Annotated in this window: 15 protein-coding genes, 1 tRNA gene and 1 other RNA gene; 6 read left to right on the forward strand and 11 right to left on the reverse strand. The window is 45.4% G+C overall.

Annotated features, from left to right (window positions below; genetic code table 11):
* Positions 1–261 precede the first annotated feature (261 nt).
* Positions 262–1,137 (reverse strand): DUF8692 domain-containing protein, encoded by an 876-nt coding sequence (locus H6F77_RS25650; protein ID WP_190491760.1) that lies wholly within the window; start codon positions 1,135–1,137, stop codon positions 262–264.
* A 247-nt stretch (positions 1,138–1,384) separates the two neighbouring features.
* On the opposite strand from H6F77_RS25650, the gene H6F77_RS25655 reads away from it, so the two are divergent.
* Together H6F77_RS25655 and H6F77_RS28130 are read left to right on the forward strand one after the other, a co-directional pair.
* Positions 1,385–1,696, forward strand: coding sequence for a transposase (locus tag H6F77_RS25655; RefSeq protein WP_190491761.1), 312 nt, complete (start codon positions 1,385–1,387; stop codon positions 1,694–1,696).
* A gap of 242 nt (positions 1,697–1,938) precedes the next feature.
* Positions 1,939–2,238 carry a transposase gene (locus H6F77_RS28130; RefSeq protein WP_242022622.1) on the forward strand — a complete coding sequence of 100 codons (300 nt, stop codon included), beginning with the start codon at positions 1,939–1,941 and terminating at the stop codon, positions 2,236–2,238.
* 169 nt (positions 2,239–2,407) lie between these two features.
* Here H6F77_RS28130 and ssrA read toward each other — a convergent pair.
* The 3 genes from ssrA to H6F77_RS25675 all read right to left on the reverse strand — a co-directional run bounded on the left by ssrA (position 2,408) and on the right by H6F77_RS25675 (position 6,722).
* Positions 2,408–2,795: a transfer-messenger RNA gene (gene ssrA / locus H6F77_RS25665) on the reverse strand.
* 145 nt (positions 2,796–2,940) lie between these two features.
* Positions 2,941–4,665: a serine/threonine protein kinase gene (locus tag H6F77_RS25670; RefSeq protein ID WP_242022623.1), complete on the reverse strand. Its 1,725-nt coding sequence runs from the start codon at positions 4,663–4,665 to the stop codon at positions 2,941–2,943.
* 50 nt (positions 4,666–4,715) lie between these two features.
* Positions 4,716–6,722 carry a BamA/TamA family outer membrane protein gene (locus H6F77_RS25675; protein ID WP_190491762.1) on the reverse strand — a complete coding sequence of 669 codons (2,007 nt, stop codon included), beginning with the start codon at positions 6,720–6,722 and terminating at the stop codon, positions 4,716–4,718.
* A 219-nt stretch (positions 6,723–6,941) separates the two neighbouring features.
* On the opposite strand from H6F77_RS25675, the gene H6F77_RS25680 reads away from it, so the two are divergent.
* Entirely contained in the window at positions 6,942–8,306 is a 1,365-nt protein-coding gene (locus H6F77_RS25680) for a lipid-A-disaccharide synthase-related protein (RefSeq protein WP_190491763.1), read from the forward strand.
* Between the two features lie 284 nt (positions 8,307–8,590).
* Here the strand turns inward: H6F77_RS25680 and H6F77_RS25685 are convergent, their stop codons facing one another.
* Positions 8,591–9,328, reverse strand: a complete 738-nt coding sequence (locus H6F77_RS25685; RefSeq protein WP_190491764.1) for a 2-phosphosulfolactate phosphatase family protein — start codon at positions 9,326–9,328, stop codon at positions 8,591–8,593.
* 415 nt (positions 9,329–9,743) lie between these two features.
* Between H6F77_RS25685 and H6F77_RS25690 the strand changes: the two genes are divergently transcribed.
* A complete protein-coding gene (locus H6F77_RS25690) occupies positions 9,744–9,962 on the forward strand; it encodes a hypothetical protein (RefSeq protein WP_190491765.1) in 219 nt (72 codons plus the stop codon).
* Between the two features lie 130 nt (positions 9,963–10,092).
* Here H6F77_RS25690 and H6F77_RS25695 read toward each other — a convergent pair.
* The 4 genes from H6F77_RS25695 to H6F77_RS25710 all read right to left on the reverse strand — a co-directional run bounded on the left by H6F77_RS25695 (position 10,093) and on the right by H6F77_RS25710 (position 16,979).
* Positions 10,093–10,177, reverse strand: a tRNA-Ser gene (locus H6F77_RS25695).
* Between the two features lie 45 nt (positions 10,178–10,222).
* Positions 10,223–11,146: a TIGR04168 family protein gene (locus H6F77_RS25700; RefSeq protein ID WP_190491766.1), complete on the reverse strand. Its 924-nt coding sequence runs from the start codon at positions 11,144–11,146 to the stop codon at positions 10,223–10,225.
* 229 nt (positions 11,147–11,375) lie between these two features.
* Entirely contained in the window at positions 11,376–15,653 is a 4,278-nt protein-coding gene (locus H6F77_RS25705; RefSeq protein ID WP_190491767.1) for a PAS domain S-box protein, read from the reverse strand.
* Between the two features lie 327 nt (positions 15,654–15,980).
* Entirely contained in the window at positions 15,981–16,979 is a 999-nt protein-coding gene (locus H6F77_RS25710; RefSeq protein WP_190491768.1) for a DUF2278 family protein, read from the reverse strand.
* A gap of 880 nt (positions 16,980–17,859) precedes the next feature.
* On the opposite strand from H6F77_RS25710, the gene H6F77_RS25715 reads away from it, so the two are divergent.
* Both H6F77_RS25715 and H6F77_RS25720 read left to right on the forward strand, forming a co-directional pair.
* Positions 17,860–18,012, forward strand: coding sequence for a hypothetical protein (locus H6F77_RS25715; RefSeq protein WP_190491769.1), 153 nt, complete (start codon positions 17,860–17,862; stop codon positions 18,010–18,012).
* Positions 18,013–18,226: 214 nt separating this feature from the next.
* Complete coding sequence (locus tag H6F77_RS25720) at positions 18,227–19,639, forward strand: pentapeptide repeat-containing protein (RefSeq protein ID WP_190491770.1); 1,413 nt, start codon at positions 18,227–18,229, stop codon at positions 19,637–19,639.
* A gap of 365 nt (positions 19,640–20,004) precedes the next feature.
* On the opposite strand, the gene H6F77_RS25725 is transcribed toward H6F77_RS25720, so the two are convergent.
* Together H6F77_RS25725 and H6F77_RS25730 are read right to left on the reverse strand one after the other, a co-directional pair.
* On the reverse strand, positions 20,005–20,193 hold the full coding sequence (locus H6F77_RS25725; RefSeq protein ID WP_190491771.1) for a CsbD family protein: 189 nt from the start codon (positions 20,191–20,193) through the stop codon (positions 20,005–20,007).
* A gap of 129 nt (positions 20,194–20,322) precedes the next feature.
* On the reverse strand, positions 20,323–22,200 hold the full coding sequence (locus tag H6F77_RS25730; protein WP_190491772.1) for a patatin-like phospholipase family protein: 1,878 nt from the start codon (positions 22,198–22,200) through the stop codon (positions 20,323–20,325).
* Positions 22,201–22,564 lie beyond the last annotated feature (364 nt).

Below are 22,564 nucleotides of genomic sequence, written 5' to 3' on the forward strand. Positions count from 1 at the left end.
TAAAAATTGCGCGATATGTGATAAAGTCACATATCGCGCTTGAAGTCTTGAAGTACCAGCATATGAAGAGATGTGCTAGGCACCTCTAGAATATTAAGCTCCAGCTTTAAATGCTTTTGCCTATCTGCGCCCAGATCAATCGTCAAACAGCTAGGGAAATCCAGATATGCAGGTGTGTCTGCTTGCACTTGAAAAATTTTTTGTGAGGGGCAATCTAACAAGTTTTAGCTGTTTGCAACATAGAGCGATCGCAAGCAAATCTTAGGCTTCCCTGGGGGGTGTCACCCCAACAGTTGCACTTTTAGGGTAGCCGTTTAGCTTCTGCTTCCTTGCCTCGCTGTCTTCAACGATTTGTAATTTCCAGAGTACACCTTTCATGTAGGAACTTATATAAGAAAGCAGCGCGTAAATAAAGACGGCAATACCTAGCATCTCCAACAACTCTTCAAAAGTTGTTATTAAAACATATGTCATATTTTCGAGGCCGTATAGCTCTGTATGGTAACCACCCAAAAGTTCCATACCCATAGCACCACCAACATAAAGAGTTCCGGCAATAAGAAACATACCCCGTGTCTTGGCAGGCAGATCAAAGAGAAATTTCAGATATGCTAGCAAGCAAGCGCCTACGAAAATGGCACCAGGAATAACCCAAGCAAAATAAAGTAAACCGCCAACATTCAGTTTATTTCGCAGCGGTTCCATCAATTCCTCGTGAAGGACAAATGCTTCATCGAAGGCTAAATATAGAAAAATTATCGATAAAGATGCCCAGTGGCGGACGTAGCGGTGATGAGCTAATTTCTTAATATAGGTGATGGTTGCCAGAAGAATGGCACAAAATATTAACGCACATGCAGAGTAGAGGCTAGGAATATTGTTCTCTGCATCTATGTAGAACAATCTTATAAATGTGCCTTTTAAGGGATAGTCAGGTAGAAAGTAGAGGCTGTACTGTCCCAAAGTGCTAATAAGACACAAACCTAATACTAAAACAACCAAAAACCGCAGAGTTTTTCTAGGGGCAAGATTAACTTCCAACTCACTGAACGCTTTAGCAGAAACTGATTGCGAATTATATTCTTCACCTAGTTCCTGGCTAGATTGTTTTACCGAAGTAGCGTTTTTTTTCCTCATTGCCTTCTCCCTCTTTGCTAAAAAATTCACCTAACATTGCAGCGAAACTTTTTGTTTTGACAAATAGCAATCAGGTGAAGCTTCGAGTTAATTAATTTTTGGTTAAGGTTAACTTAAGGGAAAGTTAAGTAAAGTTGCACCTATCTTAAGGAATAAGTTGCGCCGTATACTCTGGCGTTTATAGAACCCATTTGACATCTTTGACTATGTGCCATTAAAGTAGCGCCAAAGCCTTATCCCACCGAATATGCCTTACTCCAGCAGCCTCACAGACCAAGAATGGGAAATTCTTGAACCCCTACTGCTCCAGATATTGCCGATGAAGAAGCAGACGAGACCTTGTAACTGGACGAAACGAGAGATCTTGGATGGCATCTTCTATCAACTCAAGAATGGCTGCAATTGGCAAGATTTGCCGAAAGATTTACCGCCCTACTCCACCGTTTATTGGCACTATAAACAGTGGCGGCAAGCAGGAGCTTTTCTGGCCCTGATGAACCTGTTACATGGACAAGTGCGTGAACAAGTGAAAAAAAAGCTAAGTGGACAACGTTGCTAATGATCGATTCCCAAGCGGTAAAGAATACCTGCAATGCGAATATCGAGTCCAAAGGATAAAAGCTTTTACAAATGTACTAATGGCATCTGCGCGACATCTTGCTGTGGATACGTTGGGCTTTCCATTTTTCACCCACTGCACTAAAGCCAATATATCCGATGACCAGGGCTTGATCGAAATGTTGAGTCACAACCTCGATTATTTTCGCGCCAAGCCTGTCAACATCCTCTTATATCACCATCTTGCTGGACAATGGCTATCACCCAGAGACAATTACCGCCGCCTTGCAAAAACTTTATCCCCAAATCATGACCAAGATCCGGTTTGAACTGGCACCCAAGCCCACAAAAGCCGAAAAAGCGGCACAAGGAAAAACGGGATTTGTCCCTGTGGCAACTCGATGGGTGATTGAGCGGTCAAATGCTTGGATGGAACGTTGTAAAAGTTTAGTCAAAAACTTTGAGAGAACCTTGAGTCATGCCACTGCCAAGCTCAATCTGTGTTTCATCCGACTCATGCTCAAAAGGCTGGCGAATGAATAGATCTCAAATGGGTTCTATAGGCACAACCTTGAATACAACAAGAAGTATGTAAAACTTACACGCAGCAAGCGATCGCTCTTTTTTTCCAACAGTTCTGCTGATTTTTTGCCCTAAAAAACCAAAATCCACCTTACAGTTAGCTGTAAGGTGGATTGAAAATTTTTTATTTTAGTGGACCTGGGCAGAATCGAACTGCCGTCCCTGCTGGGTATTAGCACCCCGCTCGTTCACAGGTTTATCCCATCTAACCCTCTGGGCGGGAACCGTCCCTTATCCCGGACGGTGGGATTCTTTGGTGAGTTCTTAGCTAGCAAGTCTACCAGAGAAAACTTACTAGAGCGTCCGTTGGGGGTTGTCTATAGCCTTTAACGGAGTCAGACTACAAACGCTCGAACCTGTTAGAGGTTTTTAGACAGCTACAGGAGCTGCTTTACGAGCAAAAGGTACAATGTTGTTTGCACTTATTGTTTTTGAACCTTGTATTTACGAGAGAAGACTCACTCTCGACCTGAATCACAGAGTAACGTTCGCCAACACGTCGAAACCATTGCAGGCCCGCGCTATATATTTATAGTAGTCAATTAATTTTGGCTCGTCAAGCTGTCAGATATATCACAAGGATGAAATCTTAAGCAATAAGTATATAAACTTAGAGGACTCGCCAAACTAATACAATATCTACTGCGATCGCTCCAAAGATAACTATTTATTCTCGTCGGTAGGCTGAACGTCCTGCTGTGGAATGGGTTGATTGTCCTTATCAGGTTTAGATAGAGGGCGATCGCTTCTTCCAACTGGCTGGCTAACTGAACTAGGTTCAGGGGATGTATCCCGTGGAGAGACTTGCTCTTGGACTGGTGGCTTGCGATCGCCTTGTGGTGCTGAACTATCTCCATCACGAGCAGGCGGGTTGCGATCGCCTTGTGGTGCTGAACTAGAGGGAGGGGAAATATCGGGTGGAGACGATGGCTCAAGAGCAGGCGACTTGCGATCGCTAGGAGGTAATGGCGGCTTTTCTACAGTAGTGGGTTCAGGCGACTCAATCGCCGCCGGAGATGGGGGATTTTCTACAGTAGTGGGTTCAGGCGATGCAATCGCCGCCGGAGATGGGGGAATATTTCTGACTGGCGACGATGAGGGTTCTTGAGTGCGACGCGATCGCCGCCTTCTCACCGGACGCGGTGACTCCTCCGGACGAGTAACAGATTGCTGCTCGACAACCCGCCGCCGCAAAGGTTGAGAAGTTTTGCGTAATGGTTTTTCAACCGATTTTTCAGCAGGTGACGCGACAGGCGACGCTGAAGGAGACGGTGGAACAACCTTAACTTTCTCTAGAGTAGGGCTACTTTTTGGTGGTGATTGATTAACTTTCCCCCCCGCCGGAGGAGATGAGCGTTGGGGGGTTGGATGCAAAACAGTACTTAGAGCGATCGCCACACCTGTAGCCATAACAGCCGCACCTCCAAGCAAAAAACGGCGATCGCGCAACAACTTAGAAGTAAAGTATTCCCGCTTTGGTTGCAACCCTTGCCCATCTTTAGACGCTAATACATTAAAGCCAAGTGGGGGAGCAGTCGGAATATCTAGCTGCAAATCGTGTAAAAGAGACAGCCATTCATCAACACTAGCAGGACGATGGCACGCCTCGATTGCCATACCCCGCATCACCGCCTCATTCACAGCAGCACTCAGTTGGGGTTGCACCTCGCGCGGTGCAACCAAAGGTTGCCTATCTCTCAACACCGCAGGAGTTGGTACTCGCGCCGTCAATAAAGCATAAAGCGTTGCTGCCAGACCGTAAACATCTGTTGCTGGGGTGCGCTTTACCTTATCCAAATACTGTTCAATCGGTGCATATCCCAGAGAAACAATACTCGTATGTGTCTGGGTTACCCCCGGAGTAAACTCCCGCGCAATTCCAAAGTCAATCAGCACTACCTCGTGGCTACCTTCGCGCAGCATAATATTGCTAGGCTTGATATCGCGATGCAGCAAACCCTTATCGTGTACAACCTTTAACGCAGTGCCAATTTGCCGGATGTAGTAGATTGCAGTTGCTTCTGGCAGAGGACGATCGGGAAAGACAATATTTTGCAAAGTTTGGCCAGGGATATAATCCATGACCATATAAGGTATCGTCCCTTCCAAAAAGAAGTCGGTAAGTCGGACGATATTAGGGTGAACGCACAACGCCAGCCGTCGCGCTTCATTCTGAAACTGACCCTGGAACTGTTTAAATTCGGGATGGTTTAGCACAGCCTCATTTAGGGTTTTAATAACTACGGGCTGATCCACATAATTGTGAGTAGCTTTAAACGTGACGCCAAAGCCACCCCGTCCCAGTTCTCGTTCCAGAGTATATTTACCACCCTGCAAAGTTTTGCCGACTAAAGCAGTCATGTCAGTCGTCCTTTGTCTTTGGTTCATTGTCCATTGTGCGCGTGGTATTTACCAATGACAAATGACATATGACAATATTAGAATCGCTGACCGATGCCAAATTGCAATTTGCTTTCGCCCTGGTTGCTGAAGCCTAAGTCAGCCCTAAGTATGCCCAGCGGAGAGTTGACGCGCAATCCGGCACCGTAACCAAAACCGCTCCCTGGTTTGTCGCGGACTACTCCTGGTTGTCCCGGTACGGTATCGCTAGAGCCTAAATCGCTACCAAAGTCAGCGAATAGGACGCCACCTACAGGATTTAAAAGTGGGAAGCGATATTCGGCACTGGCCAATACATAACTGCGGGCGCTGGCAACTTCACCGGTGCCGTAGCCTCGCACGGAGTTCTGACCGCCCAAGTTAAAGGCTTCGTAGGGTGGTAAATTGCCAAGCGTGGTGCCTCCTTGGACGTTAAAGGCTAATACTTCTTTGTTTTCTTTGTTGCTGTTGTTCAATATTCCCACTGGGACGTACTGGCTGTAGTTTGCTTGAACTTTGTTCATCAAAATATTGCCATTACCAACGGGAATGGTTTGTTCGGTGCTGAGGCTGGCTACGCTGCCTTGGCTGGGGTTGAAGGGATTATCTCGCTTGTCTCTGGTGATGCCAGCAGTTACGGCAACTTTGTCGTCAATACCAGTACCGCTGTAGGAGAGGGAGTTGCCTGATTCATCAGTGGTGGAAATTTTACCATTGCGATCGCGTATGGTTGTCCTGGTGTAGTTCAACCCTACCTCACCCTGCCAATCACCCACTGGTCGGTTGAAGGCTATACCACCGCCAATCCTACCTTCCCTTGCTTGGCTGCCGTTGGGCAAATTTACATCTTCGTTAAATGTCTGAGAAAGTTCCCTACGTCTAAAGGCATTGATTGTATAGCCCAACCTATCTGGTTCGCTGGCTCGATACGGGTTGGCAAATTTGCCGTCAAACTGGAGGTCGCTGCCACTCATTTGGACGTTCGCTGCTACTTGTTTACCTTCGCCGCCCACATTCTGGTCTTTATAGCTGGCGGTAGCAAACAAGCCGCTATCCTCGCTGTAGCCGCCTCCGGCATTAACGGATCTCGCTGGACGCTCAACTACATCGTAGGAAACTGCAACTTTTCTAGAATCGCCATTGAGTGCCACATCAGCTTTTTCAACTAGCCCGGTTTGATACAACTGCTGCAAGTCTTGCCGCGCAGTCTCTACGCGGAATACTTGACCGGGTTTTACTTTTAACTGGCTAGTTAGAAAATCTTCTTTGGTACGCCCTTTGGTTGGCTTGCCATCTTTGTCAAGAAAGCGAATGTTGACATCGCCAACTACTCCTTCTGCTACGTCTAAGGTGACGACTCCATCGGGATTGGGACGCAGTACCAAAACTTGTGCTAAGGCATAACCATTGTCGGCATACCACTTGTTGATTTGTTGGACTGCTTGGTTTAGGGCGGCTGGGCTGATATTTGAGCCTAGCTGGGATTTGAAGATGTTGTTAGCGATCGCTGGGGTAAGGACTTGTGCGCCTGAAAGTTGGAGCGATCGCACTACTAACGGCTTGACCTCAAAAACGGCTTTTACTCCCGTGTTGTTGCTGTTGCTGCTGACGCGAGCATCTGCAAATAACCCTGTAGTCAAAATTGCATCTACATCATCTTGCAGTTGGCTTTGACTTGTACCGCCACCAGCTTTCGTTTTAATCGTCTTTAGGACAACTTGCTCTAACTCTTGATTTGCACCCACCACCTGCACATCGCTTGCCATTACCACCAAATCAGTTCTATTTGCACCAGAGGACGGTACGGTTGGTTTGACGTTCTGGCGTGCGGCGGTGGTGTTAGTTTTAGAAGCCCCAGTATTTCCTGCAAATTGCGGATTTTGTTGCGCTTCTGGTGGAGAAATTACTACTGTTGGTTGTGGTGTCGCAGTAGTAACAGGAACAACATAGTCGGGAGCGTCTGGTCTTGCGATTGGTTCTGGGTTAGTATTGGCGATCGCTTGATGTGTTAAGTCCGCATTCGTCAGAGCCGCTAATGTTAAAATTGCGACGTAATAGGCACGCATAAATCAAGCCTCACTATATATTTAGCGTGGTGGCAAATAGTTTACTGTGTACTCAGTAGAATCTTATGCTTTTGTAAATTTGACAGTTATAAGGTCGTTCATGTTCCGCAGAATGACCCGCATAATAGATGGTTCAGGGTAAATGGTTCACGATCCATCGCCAATAACGATGAACAATGAACAATGAACCGTGAACAAATTGTTAAGTGGAGGTTGTGAATGAGGGTACTTTGCCTGAGCAACGGACATGGAGAGGATGCGATCGCTGTCCGCATATGTCGAGAATTGCAACAACAATCAAATAGCCTAGAACTGGCGGCTCTCCCATTAGTAGGTGAGGGACGAGCTTACACGCAATTAGACATCCCCTTAATTGGCTCAGTGCGGACAATGCCCTCCGGCGGCTTCATATATATGGATGGGCGACAGCTAATGCGGGATGTAAAAGGCGGTTTGCTGCAACTGACGCTGGCGCAGCACCGAGCCATCCGCGATTGGGCGAAGACAGGTGGAGCAATTTTGGCAGTGGGAGATATAGTACCGCTATTGTTTGCCTGGTTAAGCGGACTTCCCTACGCATTCGTAGGTACAGCAAAATCGGAATACTATTTAAAAGATGAAGCCGGGCAGCTACCGCGTCGAACAAGGGCGAATCGCTGGGAGGGTTGGTCTGGCTCTGTTTATTTGCCTTGGGAGCGTTGGTTGATGCGTCCGCGCCGTTGCGTTGCAGTTTTTCCTAGAGACACGCTGACGACGGAAACTCTACAGAAGATGTCTATCCGTGCTTTCGATTTGGGAAACCCGATGATGGATGGTATTCAGCCTGAGAATACAGCCCCTATTTTTTACGATCCAAATGCGGAATTAAAAGAACAAGCGCGATCGCTTGTTGTTACTCTGCTCCCCGGTTCTAGACCACCTGAAGCTTACGAGAATTGGGAGAAAATATTGTTAGCTTGTAGCGGGTTGATGGATGCTTTTCGCGACAGATCGTTAGTTTTGTTGGGAGCGATCGCCCCTGGGTTAAACTTAGACGAATTGCGTCTAATTTGCGAATCTCTCGGCTGGCGGCAGCCCAAGCAGGAAGTTGAGGCAAAAATAGGAATTAGCGAGGTTGGAGATATAAAAGATAGCGATAATTCATCCCAGGAAGTTAGAAAATCGCCCTCTGTACAACAGCATATTTCCGATCCAGATGCTATTACCTTAGTCCAACAAAAGGCGACGTTGATTTTGAGCCAGAATGCTTATAGCGAGTGCTTGAACAAGGGAGACTTGGCGATCGCAATGGCGGGAACAGCAACAGAACAGTTTGTAGGATTGGGGAAACCAGCGATCGCTATTCCTGGTAATGGCCCTCAGTTTAACCCAACTTTTGCTGAAGCTCAAACACGGCTGCTAGGCCCATCGCTAATTTTAGTAGAGCGACCAGCCAAAGTTGGCGATGTCGTGAAATTTATACTGCGCGATCCAGATAGATTACAGCTAATTGCTGAAAATGGTCGCCGTCGTATGGGAGAACCAGGAGCCGCCAGCCGCATTGCCGGGTGTTTTATAGAGCGTTTAACACAATTTTCGTCCTAAGCTTGTAGTGCTTTTAGAAATAGGAAAAACTTACCAACCTTACATCTAAAAGCACTAATGCAAGTCATAGAACCATCCTAAAACCTGTAAACTCTCGCTTGGGATCTTTCTTGTGCGCTAACGGCTAACGCTACACTGACGCGGTTCCAACGATTCGCCTTCTCTGACAAATCCGCTGTCGGATTTCTATAGAGCGATCGCTAGCCAACTATCAAAAATAGCTGAATCCCTCGATGAATTTCTCAATTTGGGAAATTAAGAGGGATGACAATATTTCAAGCTTATTAGCTATTTTTAACTAAAACGCCTGGTTCGCGCTGAATCGGTAGGACATCTAAAATATCTGGTTTTGAGCAATATTTCAGGTCTTCGTGACAGTTAAGGCGCAACAGCCGTTTGCCGTGACTGGCGTAGTGGAAGAGATCTAATAATTTGTCTTGCCATTGGGAGAAAAGCGCGATCGCAGCTATGACTTCATCGTTACCAGCTAATTCATCTAGTGGGATGTTACTTCCACTAAGGAGACTGTGGGCGATCGCTCCTGCACAAGCGGTATCCTCTAAAGAGTAACTTCCTTCCCAACCCGAACCGACAAGCCACACCGTCTCTGGCTTCTGAGTCAGAACATACTGCACGACAGCCTGACGATTGATAAACGCACCAGCCAGAACAGTTGGCGCAGCTTGCACGCATTGTAAGGCGCGAGTGCCATTTGTGGTGCTGATGAACAGGCGGCGTCCCTGCATTAATTCTGGGGTGCAATCGAGGGGAGAGTTACCCAAATCGCAGCCAGCAACTTTTGCACCGCCACGTTCGCCAGCGCGAAGGCGTTTTTCGGCAGGCCACTCCTCGCTCACTTGCATTAATTTTTCCATATCGCTGAAGGCTTGCACAGCCTCAGCACCAGCGTGGAGTGCGGTGGCAATGGTAGTGGTGGCACGGAGGACATCGATAGCGATCGCGCAGTCTGGCACGCTGTCGGTAGGAGTGAGTTCGGGTGTGTGGTAAACGAATAGCTTCACAATCGCGGCTTTATTTGCAATGAATAATATTGAATTCTTATTTTATGTTGTCGTTGTCACCGATAGCGTATTCCGCAGGCACTTCCTTTGAAACTGAAAATCCTCTAACTACCGATTAGCTTTTTACAGAGTGAGGCAAAACATGGATGTTGGGTTTGCCTCATACTTTAAGATAACTCTGATAAATTTAATAAATTTATTTGATAATTATACTTATATTTTTATTAGTCTTTGGCGTTTATTGTCTCTAAAATAATAGGCAAATTGATTTATTTAATAGCATTTGTTATTAGATAATATAAATATAATTATTATTGGCAATTTATACTTTTTAAGCATATATAAGTCAATAATAACGCTCGCTTTCTAAATACAAAGCGAAGTCAAGCTTTGCTCCCAAAGGTCAGGTGTTTTCTTGCAAAAAGTTAACCCCAGAGTTAGCTCTGAAGAATGCCGCGATCGCATATATGCTGCAAAAGCCATCCTTAATCGCGACTTAGCTCGAATTGGAATCAATTTAGATGCTGTATCGGGAGTCGCCCGAAGACAGGATAAAACTACGCCCAAGGAGCCTGTTGCAAGACAGCAACGATCGCCTGCGTTGGCAGTTGAGCCTGGGAACCAGGGCAACTAACGTTGTTCGAGTGGAGGGGAGCATGAGCAATCAGATCCAGGCATCCTCCAGCATTATTTGTGGGGAAACAGATAATTGAAATCGGGTGAAGCTAATTTTTATCCCCACAACCGATGTGTAATTGAATAAACGGAGAGGGAGGGATTCGAACTCTCGGAACCTTTCGGTTCACTCGATTTCAAGTCGAGCGCAATCGACCACTCTGCCACCTCTCCAGGTCTGTATTTACATCATACCAAGGGTGGTGCGACTTGTTAATACTAGCTGGCAAAAGGTTTTATTACTGACTCAGTACGACGGTAAAGAATCTCTTTGGATGCTACAGCGTAGTCTTTGCCAAGCCAAACCAGAGATATTTCAGAGACGACACCAGCTTGTAAAGAGACAATAGAGAAGTTACGCAGGCGATCGCTCTCCTCTTGCATAATCCTGGGTACGCTCGCTGCATTCAAGTAAACTGTACCTTCAGCCACATGGATAGCCCTTCGTGGCAAATCGCTGTGGCGCAGCCAGTGGTGCATATGTCCAAAGGTCACAAGGGGAATTATTTTACCGCTATCGCGAGACTGGGCGATCGCGCTTTGAAAATCCACATCTCCATAATCTCCGCCAATCGGTTCCCAATCCTTCCCGCAAGGATCGCTAGCGCGATCGCCCAAACCTAACGGCCCATTGTGCCCCAAAAATATTATCGTCTCATAAGTAGCACTCTGCGCCGCCGCCACAATTCTTGCTGTCGATTCATCAAAATTCTTGACACCGAACCGCTTTTGGTAAAAATCACTATTTTTCCAAACCTCTCCACCCCAGCTAAACGGACGACTTCCCACCACGCTTAAATTCAATTCTGGGAAGTCCAATTTGCCATAACCCACATGACACGCACCCAGCAAATCCAACTGTTGCTGCACTCTGTCTTCTTTCTCGCGATCGTAGGGACACTGCTTGCGACCCCACTCAGATGCACTGTACCAAGCATCGTGATTCCCTAAAATCGCCGCCTTGGGAATATCTAGAGATGCGATCGCTCTCACGACCTCCACCGATTCATTCCCAAAATCCCCCACAAACAATACCAAATCCACACCCAAGCGGCTTAAAGCAACCTCATCTTCCGCTTCCCAAGCATAATGAACATCTCCAACAACAGCTATTTTGATCTCTTTATCCCGATTAGTTGTCATGCGCCTTCCCTTGTCAGTCTTTATCCAGGATAAAAAAGCAGAGACGCTTTTGGCAGTTTTCTCTTACACGCACCACAACTGAGCCACTTTAACTCATCGCCCATATGCACCCTGCAATGGCGTTTTTTTACTAAGCACAACATATTTAAAACTAGGGCATTAAACTCATACAGAGGGCGATCGCCCGCATCTCCTCACCGTCGATTCTCCGAACTGCAAGCGTGCGTCTTCAACACTCATTCCCAGTTCTACCAGTCAAACTAGCAACTACAGCAGCCAATTCATCTGGACTAACAGGTTTAGGCAAATGTTGTTGAAAACCTGCCAAAAGAACCCTTGTACGATCTTCCTCCCTAGCATAAGCAGTTAGAGCCACAGCCGGAATGCGTCCTCCTTGCGCTGCTGGTAGCAATCTTAGTTGGCGAATTAGACTAAAGCCATCTTCTTGTGGCATCCCAATATCAGATATAAGTACATTGGGTTGAGAATTGGCGATCTCCTCAAGTGCATCTTTAGCTGTTCCAGCTGTCCTAACTGAGGCTCCATACTGTTCCAGAATAGCGATCAGCAACTCGCGGGCATCGGCCTCATCATCCACAACCAGTATCTCTAAATCTTTAAGCATCAGCGAGTTCTGCAATGCAACTGCATTCGACTCTGTTGCAAACTCCTCCTCTAAATTGTTCTCTAGAGAAACTTTAGGACTGTAGATAGCAATAATGGGCAGACAGACCGTAAATGTTGCCCCCTGTCCCTCGCCTGGACTTTCTGCCTTCACAGTACCGCCGTGCAGTTCTACCAAATGACGCACGATAGCCATTCCCAAACCCAAGCCACCAACAGACCTTGAAATCGAGCTATCAGCCTGACGAAAGCGATCGAATACATAAGGCAGAAAGCTGGGGCTAATACCTTGACCAGTATCGCTTACTTGAATCTGGACGTGGGACTCAATGCGATCGAGTCGGACTTCGACGCGCCCGTACTTGGGCGTAAACTTAACTGCGTTAGAAAGCAAATTCCACACAATTTGTTGCAATCGGTCTGGATCGCCCGAAACCGTTCCTGATAAAGGATCTAATAAGAATTCAAGTTGAATTTCCTTCGCCTCGGCTGCTGGACGGACAGCATCGATAGCTGCCTCGACCGCGCCAGAAAGTTCAACCGGACGCATATTTAAACGGAGCTTGCCTGTAATAATGCGAGAAACATCGAGAAGATCCTCGATCAATCTCGATAGCGATCGCGCATTGCGATCTACAGTTTCTAAAGCTTTCGCCGCAGTAGCCTCATTCAGCTTCCTCGCACGCAGCATTTGAGTCCAGCCAAGCATCGCATTAAGAGGCGTGCGTAATTCGTGCGAAAGCGTCGCTAAAAACTCATCCTTCATGCGATTGGCTGCTTCTGCTTGGGCGCGATCGCGTTGAGCAATCTGATACAACCGCGCATTATCAACGGCTACTGCCGCACGACAGGCAAGTTCCAAAGCATTATTAAGGTCATCCGAATTGTAACGGCGACCAGACTCAGCCGACACGAACGATATCGCACCAAGTATTCTACCCCGCACCCGCAGCGGCACAATCATCACAGACTTGAAACCCACATTTCGCAGAATCTTTAAATGTTCCGCATCGCGGGCGCTTGCTACTATCTGCGAATCCAAAATTTCGGGATAATATTCCGGCTGACCAGTCCGCAACACGTTCCCTACACCTTGGGGAGCATTTAAGTTAGTTGGATAGCGCTGCTGTAGTTCGCTTGCCCACTCCACCTTTGCCGGATCTATATGGGCAGTCGCCAGCCGCTGTAGCGAACCATCCTCATCAAGAATATCAACTACGCACCAGTCGGCAAGGTGAGGAACTGCCAAATGAGCTACGCGCTCCAGTGTAGTTTGGTAGTCAAGTGAGGAAGCAAGCAGGGCACTAGACTCAGCCAGAAAACGCGATCGCGCCTCTAAAAGCACTCGTTCAGTTACATCCACAACGTAAACCAAAACCCCCTCCACACTGTTGTTTTGATTTAGCGTCGGTAGGTAGTACACATAGTAGTAACCGGGGCTGCGATCGTCTCTGCCTGGAACGTTAACCGCAAGATTGGGCGAGATGAACGGTGTCCCAGTAGCGTACAAATTATGGAATACCTCAACTAATTCCGGGTCAGACTCTCCAAAAATTTCGGGTATAGCATTGCCCAAATGCTGTTCGCGGCTCAAACCATTAATTTCTGCAAGCGCCTCATTAATCGCCACGAACCGCTGTTCAGAGTCCAAAAAGCCTATACCAATTGGCGAAGTTTCAAAAATTGCTGTTAACTGCCGTTGCGCTACCTCTGCTTGCGCCCTTGCTGTCTGTTCTCGCACCAAGAGTTGCTCGCGGTCTTCCTCAACTGCCTTTTGCTCAGTTATGTCTATAGTTGCGCCGAGCATTCGCACAGCCTTTCCGTTCGCATCATAGATCGCACGCCCGTTAGCCGAAATCCAGCGAACCGCACCACTCGGCTGAACGATACGAATTTCAAGTAGGAATGGTGATTTCTCCTCAATTGCCTTCTGTATAGTTTCAGCAACTCGGTGCCGATCCTCTGGATAAACAAGATAGGCGTAGTCTTCGAGTTTGCCGGAAAAAGTCCCAGGAGTTAGCCCGTGAAACTCATATATGCGTTCCGACCAATTTATGCGATCGCCGGATATGTCCCAGTCCCACACTCCAGCTTTGCCAGCATCCAGAGCCAATCGCAGTCGCTCCTCGCTTTGGCGTAATATTTCCTCTGCCTGTTTGCGATCGTTGACGTTGCGGAAATACAGTGACAACCCGGCTTCAGAAGGGTAGGCGCGGACTGCAAACCAAGCCTCGAACGGAGGGTAGTAATCTTCCAGTTCTTGCACCACTCTAGAAGCAACCGCTTGCTGATAAAGTTTTCCAAAGCTGGTGCTGCTGAGTTCTGGAAACTCTTGCCAGAGATTCTTGCCAACAAGTTCTGCTGGCGAACGTCCCAGCGTCCGCGCTCCCTCTTGGTTAAGGTAGGTGAAGCGCCACTCGCGATCGAAAGCGAGAAAGCCATCGGTGATGCTTTCGAGAATCTTGGAGATTTGCTCTCGCGCTGCCTCGCGTTCTGTTTCCGCCTGCTTGCGTTCGCTTATGTCAGCAAGGATCGACATACAGCTAATGTTGCCTTTGGCATCGCGCAACGGTGCTGCCCACAAGCTGATGTCGATCGATTCTCCATTTTTCTTTTGACGACGTGCCTCTACACCAGTTAAAATTTGGCCTTTGCGGATAGCATCAAGGTGCGCCAGGAACTCGTCTCGTTTATCTTCAGGGACGCAAGGAATAAACGTCGAGAGTGCCTCTCGCTCAGTCCAGCCAAAAATCTTTTCCGCCGCTGGATTCCACATCTTCACCTTGCCATCGAGAGCAAAGACGGTAATCGCCAGAGGGCAGGCTTGAATTAAAGCCTGAAGCGTCTGGTTTGTTTCTTGCAACTCTTCTTCTACTTGCTTGGTACTTGTGATGTCTGTGTGTACCCCCACCCACTCGCGGATGCTGCCATCTGGCTCCAATACAGGTACGCCACGAACGCTCATGTACCTGTACTCGCCATCTTTGCGCCGCAGGCGATGCTCTACTTGATAGAAGGTGCGATCGCTAAGTGCGGCTGACCATGCTTGCGCGGTATGAGTGCGATCGTCTGGGTGGACGGCGTTGAGCCAGCCCCACCCTTTTAGCTCGTCGTAGCTTTGCCCTGTAAACTCGCTCCACCCTGGTTGAGGGGTGACAATTTCACCTTCAGCTTTGGTATCCCAGATAATTTGGGCGCTAGCTTCGACCAACGAGCGGTAGCGCTCCTCGCTCTTGCGGAGTTCATCCTGAACGAAGACGCGATCGCTGATATCCTTAACTAAAGCAACAAACCCTTCAACAACCCCATCTTCTGCAAAACGAGGTACATAAGTGGCGCGGATGTAACGTGTCTCGCCCTTTTTGTAAGTTACGCTGCTTTCATAAGTTACTTCTTGTCCTGCTAAGGCTGCTTCAATGTAGGGACGCACGCTTTCATACGCTGTCTTGCCCACTACTTCTTCGAGATGTTTGCCATAGAATTGGGAAGGTGTTGAGCCGAACCAATCTTGAAACGCTTTATTGTTGAAGCGATAACGTTGCTGTGCATCGATATAGGCAACCAATACAGGTACGGCATCTATAATTGCTAGCAGATCGTTTTCTCCATTAGGTAATTGAGCGATCGCCAAGCACAACTCTCTTCCCTCTTTCTGCTCATCAGCCACTTGCACTACACATTCTTTCTCCTGTGCAAATGGCTCCTTGGTTTCCGCCTCTAAGCTTCGAGCATAAAGTTCAACTATCTCCGACCTAGACAGCCCTTTTGTTTTAGCAAATTCATCTAGGGTGTTCCAAGCCGTTTCCGTTAAAGATAAGTTGACACGTTTTTTAGATTCGCCTTCCCAATTATTAATAAATTTTCCCATTATGCTGCGTTTCATCTGCACTCAACCTTATACGCAAACGGCTGGCTGTATTCAGTATCCTGTTCCAAGATATAGGATGAAATCTGTCTTAGGAAGGAGCCGCATTGAACCAACCTAAATTTAGCGATTTGTTAGAAAAACACCTTATAATATTTGGGATGCGGGAAGGGGGATAATAATAAACTTGCTTATAGCAAAGTTTATAAATTTAATTTGGGTAAGTTTAAAACAAAAAGATATTATCCAGAGAAAACATTACGGATAAAGTATTAAAAATATGTTTCTCTGCGTAAGTTAAATAAAGTAGATGCAAGGTAGACAGCGCCTACCTAAGTTTTCTTATTAAAATAAAATTGTCCAACCTGCGTTTTTCGCTTGGCTTTTAGTGTAAGAGACTCCGTGAATTTTCAGCCCTTTATCATCTAGAAGAGTGATAATTCCGCCATCATTGGATAGCTGAAGGTTATCTCCACTCAAAGGTATCCTGACAAACGCACCAGGAGGAAGAATAGTCCCATCAAGGGATCGTTTGTGCTTAAATTTATCAGCGATCGCCCAACCAGTCAGATTTATACTATTAGGGGAAGTATTAATTAAAGTCACTGACTCTTTACCAACATCATCACCAATAGGATTCACCATAGCTGCAATGATACGCACCCCCGCCGTGTCTCTTGAAATCGCCGCATCATCTAGTTGATGTCCGGTAACATCATCAGTATGTAAAGCTTGCGACTGAAAAGCTAGAAATACAGCAACCCATTGATTGCGCGAGGGAAAATTAATCAGCAAACCCCCATCTTGCCAAACACCATTGTCCCCTCTAAATTCTTTGCTATTACCCTGATTCATATGAATATTGTGGATGCCATTACCAGGGAGAAAGTGAAAAACTTTGTCAGGTATATTTTTATCTGGCCCCCACTTTTGTCCATACGCATAGAGGACAGCATCCCTTTCGCTAATTGCTCGTTGAATATAAACATCTAACAACTCGTTGAGGTCATTTTCTGGCCCTTGAACCTCAAACGGTAACGGCTTCATATTTTGGACATCAAACATATTGCCTCGAATGAAGTCTAACGCAAGTCCTCCCGGCTTGCTATCCAAATTATTGAATCCGAAGCCTAATTGAGTTAATTCCTGAGTAATAGGGTGCTGAAAATTGTTATTTACGAAGTACAGCAACTCAGATGGACTTTGTTTTGATTGTACGTTTATGTCAATGCGATAGTTAAACTTACCCTCAGTCACAAGCACCTGGTAATGAGGATTAGACTTTTCACCGGGTTTGCTGTCTTCTACCCTACACTTCAAAACACCGTACATTTTTAAAGGCATATGGTTTTCTCTTTATTCAGACGATTACTTTAGGGCACTTAGCCACATGGCGATACTGGTGAGTGCAGATATGCAATATTTTTGCATGGAAGTGCGAAAATAATCCGGATAAAATATATTTTATCCGAAATAATTTAATGCTAGTGAATTGTTATCTAGTAACAATAATATTGCGTGTATCTCGATACATACAAATTTTATTAAAATCACCCTTAACGGCTTGAAGAGTATTTCTTACTCATCCTACCTTGGTGCTAAAGCGCCAAGGGATAGGAAAGATACGGCATTAATTTTCATTACAGTTGCAGGGCGGGTATCTGTAATGGTTGCCGTTTTAATGCAAATTATTGATTGCTATTTATAATAATTATGCTTTAATTTAATAGTTTATATCGTTCTGTTTAATTAATTTATCACGAACTTCTAAATAAAGCAGTATTTATATTCGCCCCAAATCTAGCTGAGTTATTATAATAAATTAGTCATTCCTTATACTAACTTTAGCATAGTGTTATTGTTAATATTTTGGGGTATATTACAGCAATGTCACCAGTGTGCTATAGCGTTTGGCAATACTAAAACAAGATATTATTTAAAATATTAACTAGCTAGTAATTAGGGGAGAATCAAAGCGATCGCAGTAATTATAAAGGCGTGATATCGCTGCCATAACGATGTTCAATTTGGGATTTTATAAGAAAATTTTTATAGCATTTGTAAAAGTTATTTTTAATCTATAAACAAAATATTAATAATAAAAATCTTGGCAAGGGTTTGTGTTGTAATAACTTCATATAGTATATGCAAACCTAAATTTGCTCATACTTCAGCAAGGCGAAAGTTATTACGCCTACAGGTAGAATGGACAACAAAGCAAGCAATGGCAAAATTTATAGGAGCCACCGAAACAAAAAAAGCGATCGCGCTTTTGCTAACAAAGCGTGCAAAGCCCTCGGTAGGGAGTTTGTTCGCACCGAAAATAGGATCGCATACTGCCATTGCGATCGCAGTAAACTTAATGCAGCTACTCTAAAAACCGGATTTCTCGAATATAACCCCTCTGCATCAATTAGATTTCCGGACATCTGCCAAAAGAGCTAAAATTATCTGAATATATTTTCCTACATCTGGGTTGCATTTCTGATATTTTTGTCGTTTAAATTTTGGCAGTGGTGTACGCGCCTTAGCATTGGGAATAATAAGTCAAGAACAGCAAGTATTTTACTAGCAGGTGCCGGAGGAAGGAATTGGAAGCTTTTGATGCAGACTTAACTAGGGTAAGACTAATTCGGGCAAGTTTAAACAATAAGCGCCCAAATGGCTACGATCCGAAAGCAGCCAAACTAGGCGCATCAGATCTCACAGAAGGCGACCTGAGCGCAGGTGAACTCAAAGGCCAAAACCTAAGAGGAGCCAAGCTGAGGGGAGCAAATCTGAGCGAGACGAACCTTGCCTATGCAGAACTGATTGAAGCAGACCTGACTGAGGCAAATCTCAGTAAGTCAAACCTCAGCGGAGCTTGCCTAAATTTGGCACACCTGAATAGAGCCAACCTCAGTGGAGCGGATTTGAGGTGGGCAAATTTGGTAGGAGCAGATTTGAGTTCAGCCGACTTGAAAGGAGCAAACCTAAAAAAGGCGACTCTCGTTTGCACCAACCTCCAAAACGCCAACTTGAGTGGAGCCATTTTAGTTGGAACAGACTTGAGTGCAACCGAACTGCATGGAGCCATTCTGGAAAAGGTTGTTTACAATAACACAACTCTTTTTCCTGAAGGCTTTGACCCAAAGGAAGCTGGGGCTTACTTAATTGCACCTCAAGTATCGCTTCCAGGAGTCAATCTAAGTGAAGCAGATCTAAGTGGTGTCGATCTCAAATCAGTCGATCTAAGTTCTGCCAACCTAAGAAAGGCTAACCTTACCGGAGCCAACCTGGGCCTTGCTAATATGTCTGGAGCCAATCTCCTTGGCGCAGACATGACTAAAGCTAGTCTAAGGGGGATTGTTCTGCAAAAAGCTGTCTACAATCACGAAACGGTGTTTCCTGACGGCTTTGACCCCAGGCAAGCTGGAGCTTACTTGATTGGCCCGCGTATATCCCTTCCAGGGATTAACCTGAGTAGAGTCGATCTGACTGGAGCAGACTTGAGGGGAAGCGACTTAAGAGAAGCTAATTTCCGTAGAGCCAACCTGAGCGAGACAGACCTGACCAAGGCGAACATGAAAAAGGCTGACTTGGATAGCGCAACTCTAACAGGAGCTGACTTGAGAGAGGTAGACCTGACGGGAGCCAGCTTGAATGAAGCTAATCTAGCTTTAGCGGATCTCAGAGGGGTAGATCTGACGAAAGCAAGCCTTAGAGGAGCCAATTTTAGTGGAGCTGACTTGAGAGGGGTAGACCTGACCAAGGCCGATTTGCATCATGTCAATTTTAATAATGCTGACCTTAGACAAGTAGATCTGACCAGAGCCGACTTGAGAGGCGCTAATTTAGTTGGAGCAGATTTGAGGGGGGTGGATCTAAAGACAGTACAACTGCAAGGTGCTGACCTGACTGGGGCAGATCTTACAGGAGCCAGCTTACCCGACGGAAGCAACTTCAACTGTGCGAAGCGGTTGGATGAAGCTATTGGGCACATCCATAAATTTCATGCGACTTAAGAAAGCTGCTGCGGCTTGACAACCAGATATGACGATATCCCCGCACGCCAAGGTATGCAGACTACAGCAGCAAGATCGCGATCGCTTGGCGCAAGGGTGCAGGGAAATCGACTAAAAAACTAATTTATTTGCGTTTGGTAGTCCAAACCGTAGTAAACATCATTAGCAACGCGCCGATAAAAATAGCGATCGCTAAGCCGCCTGCCACGTAATTCATCCACTCCATATTTTCCATATTTTCCATGTAATCCCCCTATATCTAATCCCCGTAATAAATTATAAGTCTTGCAAAGGCTGAACACAAATAAACCTAGCAGACCAGTGTCTGCTAGGTTTATTCAAAAGCAACTTTTTACAAAGAAAAACTAAGCTTTGTCAATTATCTCTTTTGCTTTATCTTTAAGGTCTTCTCTCAGATGAATTCCCGCTGCTTCATCCTGCTTGGCTTGCCCTTCTAACTTGTCTTTCTGGCTGCCAGTCAGTTCGCTTACGCTTTCTTGAATCTTGCCTTCAATATTTTTGGCAACCGCTGCCGCCCTATCTTCAATGCTCATATTGGCTCCAAGGAACAAGGCTTATGGTTTACATCTTTAAGTGTCCAACCTTTCGCTTGTATTACGCATCCATCGCAAGTTACATTTTGCTAGCGGTTCAGGAAGACTAAAGGGAACATTAGATCGCATTTAGAAACCTAATCTATCTAGCAGCATACCTAATAAACTCACCGCAATCTCCAGAAGTGCCACAACTACAATCAAAGAAAGCTTAATAACTCCGAAAACTAAAATCCACGCCATTCCATAGATTCTTGATTCTATCAACACTATTCTTAGGGCACGCAAAGCCAGCCTTGCGATTCTAATCTTCTGACTCAGTTTCAAATCTGCGGCTGTTGGATCTCGATCCAGAATCTTTTTACCTTGTTTTTTCTCATCCCCCGTTATTTGCCTTACTAAATCATCAATTTCTTCAGGCGGAATCTCTACAGATGGACAATTATCATATAGCCAGGTAATGCCACACAGCCTCCCTAATAGAAAATCATGTTCGCGGTAACGTTTATCAAAAAAGCCACCAAATGCCCCTAAGAAATCTGATGCAAGCAGTGCTGCTGCATTACCTGTATTAAGATTCTCTTTGATATATTCAGTTTGTTGCAGTCCTGCGTAAATTTGTTTAAGCTGGGCAAGTTTTGAACCAGGTTCTGCGCGGTCAATTTTGCACAGAATTGCTGGAGTAATCGGGCTAAGATCGATGTGGCGATAAGGTATCGCCTCGTCCAACATTTTTTTGAGCTTGTCTAAATTTGGGGGGCATTCTTTATCAAGTTCCTGTAGCAACTTGTTTTTGGTTTCGGCTATTTGATTTCGTTTTTCTATTTCTCTTAACTGCGTTGCGTCGTATTCTGTCTTCGGTAGTGTTAGTCCGCTGAGTGCAACATCCAGAACCGTAAAGTGGCCTTGCGTTAACCTTGCCGCACTATTTAAACTTTCTACTGGCACTGGCCTAATGTAAACATATACCCTTTCTGGGTTGCTTTCTTTCCTAATTTCTTGCCATTGATTTTGAAATTCTAGAAAGTGCAGTGATTGTTCTTTTTCTGAAAGCAAGGCAGTTTCTAGGTCAATTCCCTTAACGATGGGTAAGTTATCTAATATCCCACCATCAGTATAGAGAAAACTTAAATGAGTATCATCCTTGTGGATATCAGCTAATTGCGGATCGTTACTAAGTATTTTTCTATCGCTGCCTGGAGCAAAGTAATCATCGCTTAAACCTTTTAGGTTGATGCTGGTAATATTGTTTGAAGGATCTAAAATAGGTGGAAAAGCAACAGGAAATGCTCCAGATGCCCGACCGCCATCTACTGCTTTTCTCCACATATCATCTCTTTTTTCAGTATCGAGTCCTGAGTAAAAGAGAAATTGGCGAGTTTCTGCGCTGGTGGTAGTTTTAATATTTTCCCACGCGCCTTTAGAATTTTTGAATTTTACTTCTTTAAGCAGCCCCTGCAAGTTAGTAATAGTCATCAAAAGGGCTAAAGGCTGTGTTTTTGGTGGGATGGCCATAGAGTTGCTAACAAGTTGAGCAATTTTCTCTATTGCAGTTCCTGAAAGCACGCTCAATTTTTTTCTTCGTCGATTTTCTTCTGGGGTAAATGGTATTTTTAAGCTGTCCTTAAAACTATCGATAGTGGCTTGTATGCCATCTTGAAAACTTTTGATAGCTACGGGTAAACTATCGATTAATTCAATGTCAGCTTGTTCAACCCAAGCTTGATACAATATGCTGTTTTGTGCGGGGTCGAGATGTTGTTGACTGCCTGGTTGAGGCAGTTGATCTGTGTCTTTTCTAAGTAAGCTGTAGGCTGCGATCGCTCCCGACATTGCCCCCGCTGAAGCCCCTGTGATAATATCAATAATAATCTTAGGATTTGGCTTTACTGCTTCTTTTGTAAGCTCATAAAACACTCCGGCCATATATGCCCCTAGAGAGATGCCACCAGAGCAGTTGAGTGTTATTAAATGAGGCTTTTGTGTAAAATTTGATTCGCTTGTCATGATTTTATGTTTTGCAGTGCTTACTAAGTAGTTGTTAGTCTGTCCTTTGTCCTTAATCTATTAACCAATGACTGCTAACAGAACTACTAAATTATTGTCTTGTATTACAAGCGCGAAAAAGCCATATCCGGGAAAAGTGCAAAATTTATACAATTTTGCTTTGTCCTTACTAAATATTAAGTCTCCTTGGTAGTAGAATTTTGAGTGGGGAAGCTTTGTCAGTAGGTATCACAACTTCAAGCCCACTCTCATAAACTCAACTGCTGCTGGCGGGAAACCCCAGCATAAAAAAAGAAATGCTATTAGATACAGCATTTCCGGCAATTCACCTTCGATAGTTATATAAATCGGGTGGCTTTACCGA

Source organism: Microcoleus sp. FACHB-831 (assembly GCF_014695585.1).
GTDB lineage: Bacteria > Cyanobacteriota > Cyanobacteriia > Cyanobacteriales > FACHB-T130 > FACHB-831.

Bases quoted from the DNA above. Each gene is read 5' to 3' on its own strand.
- H6F77_RS25650 (WP_190491760.1), bottom strand. From the start codon at position 1,137: ATGAGGAAAAAAAACGCTACTTCGGTAAAACAATCTAGCCAGGAACTA.
- H6F77_RS25655 (WP_190491761.1), top strand. From the start codon at position 1,385: ATGCCTTACTCCAGCAGCCTCACAGACCAAGAATGGGAAATTCTTGAA.
- H6F77_RS25670 (WP_242022623.1), bottom strand. From the start codon at position 4,665: ATGAACCAAAGACAAAGGACGACTGACATGACTGCTTTAGTCGGCAAA.
- H6F77_RS25675 (WP_190491762.1), bottom strand. From the start codon at position 6,722: ATGCGTGCCTATTACGTCGCAATTTTAACATTAGCGGCTCTGACGAAT.
- H6F77_RS25680 (WP_190491763.1), top strand. From the start codon at position 6,942: ATGAGGGTACTTTGCCTGAGCAACGGACATGGAGAGGATGCGATCGCT.
- H6F77_RS25700 (WP_190491766.1), bottom strand. From the start codon at position 11,146: ATGACAACTAATCGGGATAAAGAGATCAAAATAGCTGTTGTTGGAGAT.
- H6F77_RS25705 (WP_190491767.1), bottom strand. From the start codon at position 15,653: ATGAAACGCAGCATAATGGGAAAATTTATTAATAATTGGGAAGGCGAA.
- H6F77_RS25710 (WP_190491768.1), bottom strand. From the start codon at position 16,979: ATGCCTTTAAAAATGTACGGTGTTTTGAAGTGTAGGGTAGAAGACAGC.
- H6F77_RS25715 (WP_190491769.1), top strand. From the start codon at position 17,860: ATGGCAAAATTTATAGGAGCCACCGAAACAAAAAAAGCGATCGCGCTT.
- H6F77_RS25725 (WP_190491771.1), bottom strand. From the start codon at position 20,193: ATGAGCATTGAAGATAGGGCGGCAGCGGTTGCCAAAAATATTGAAGGC.
- H6F77_RS25730 (WP_190491772.1), bottom strand. From the start codon at position 22,200: ATGACAAGCGAATCAAATTTTACACAAAAGCCTCATTTAATAACACTC.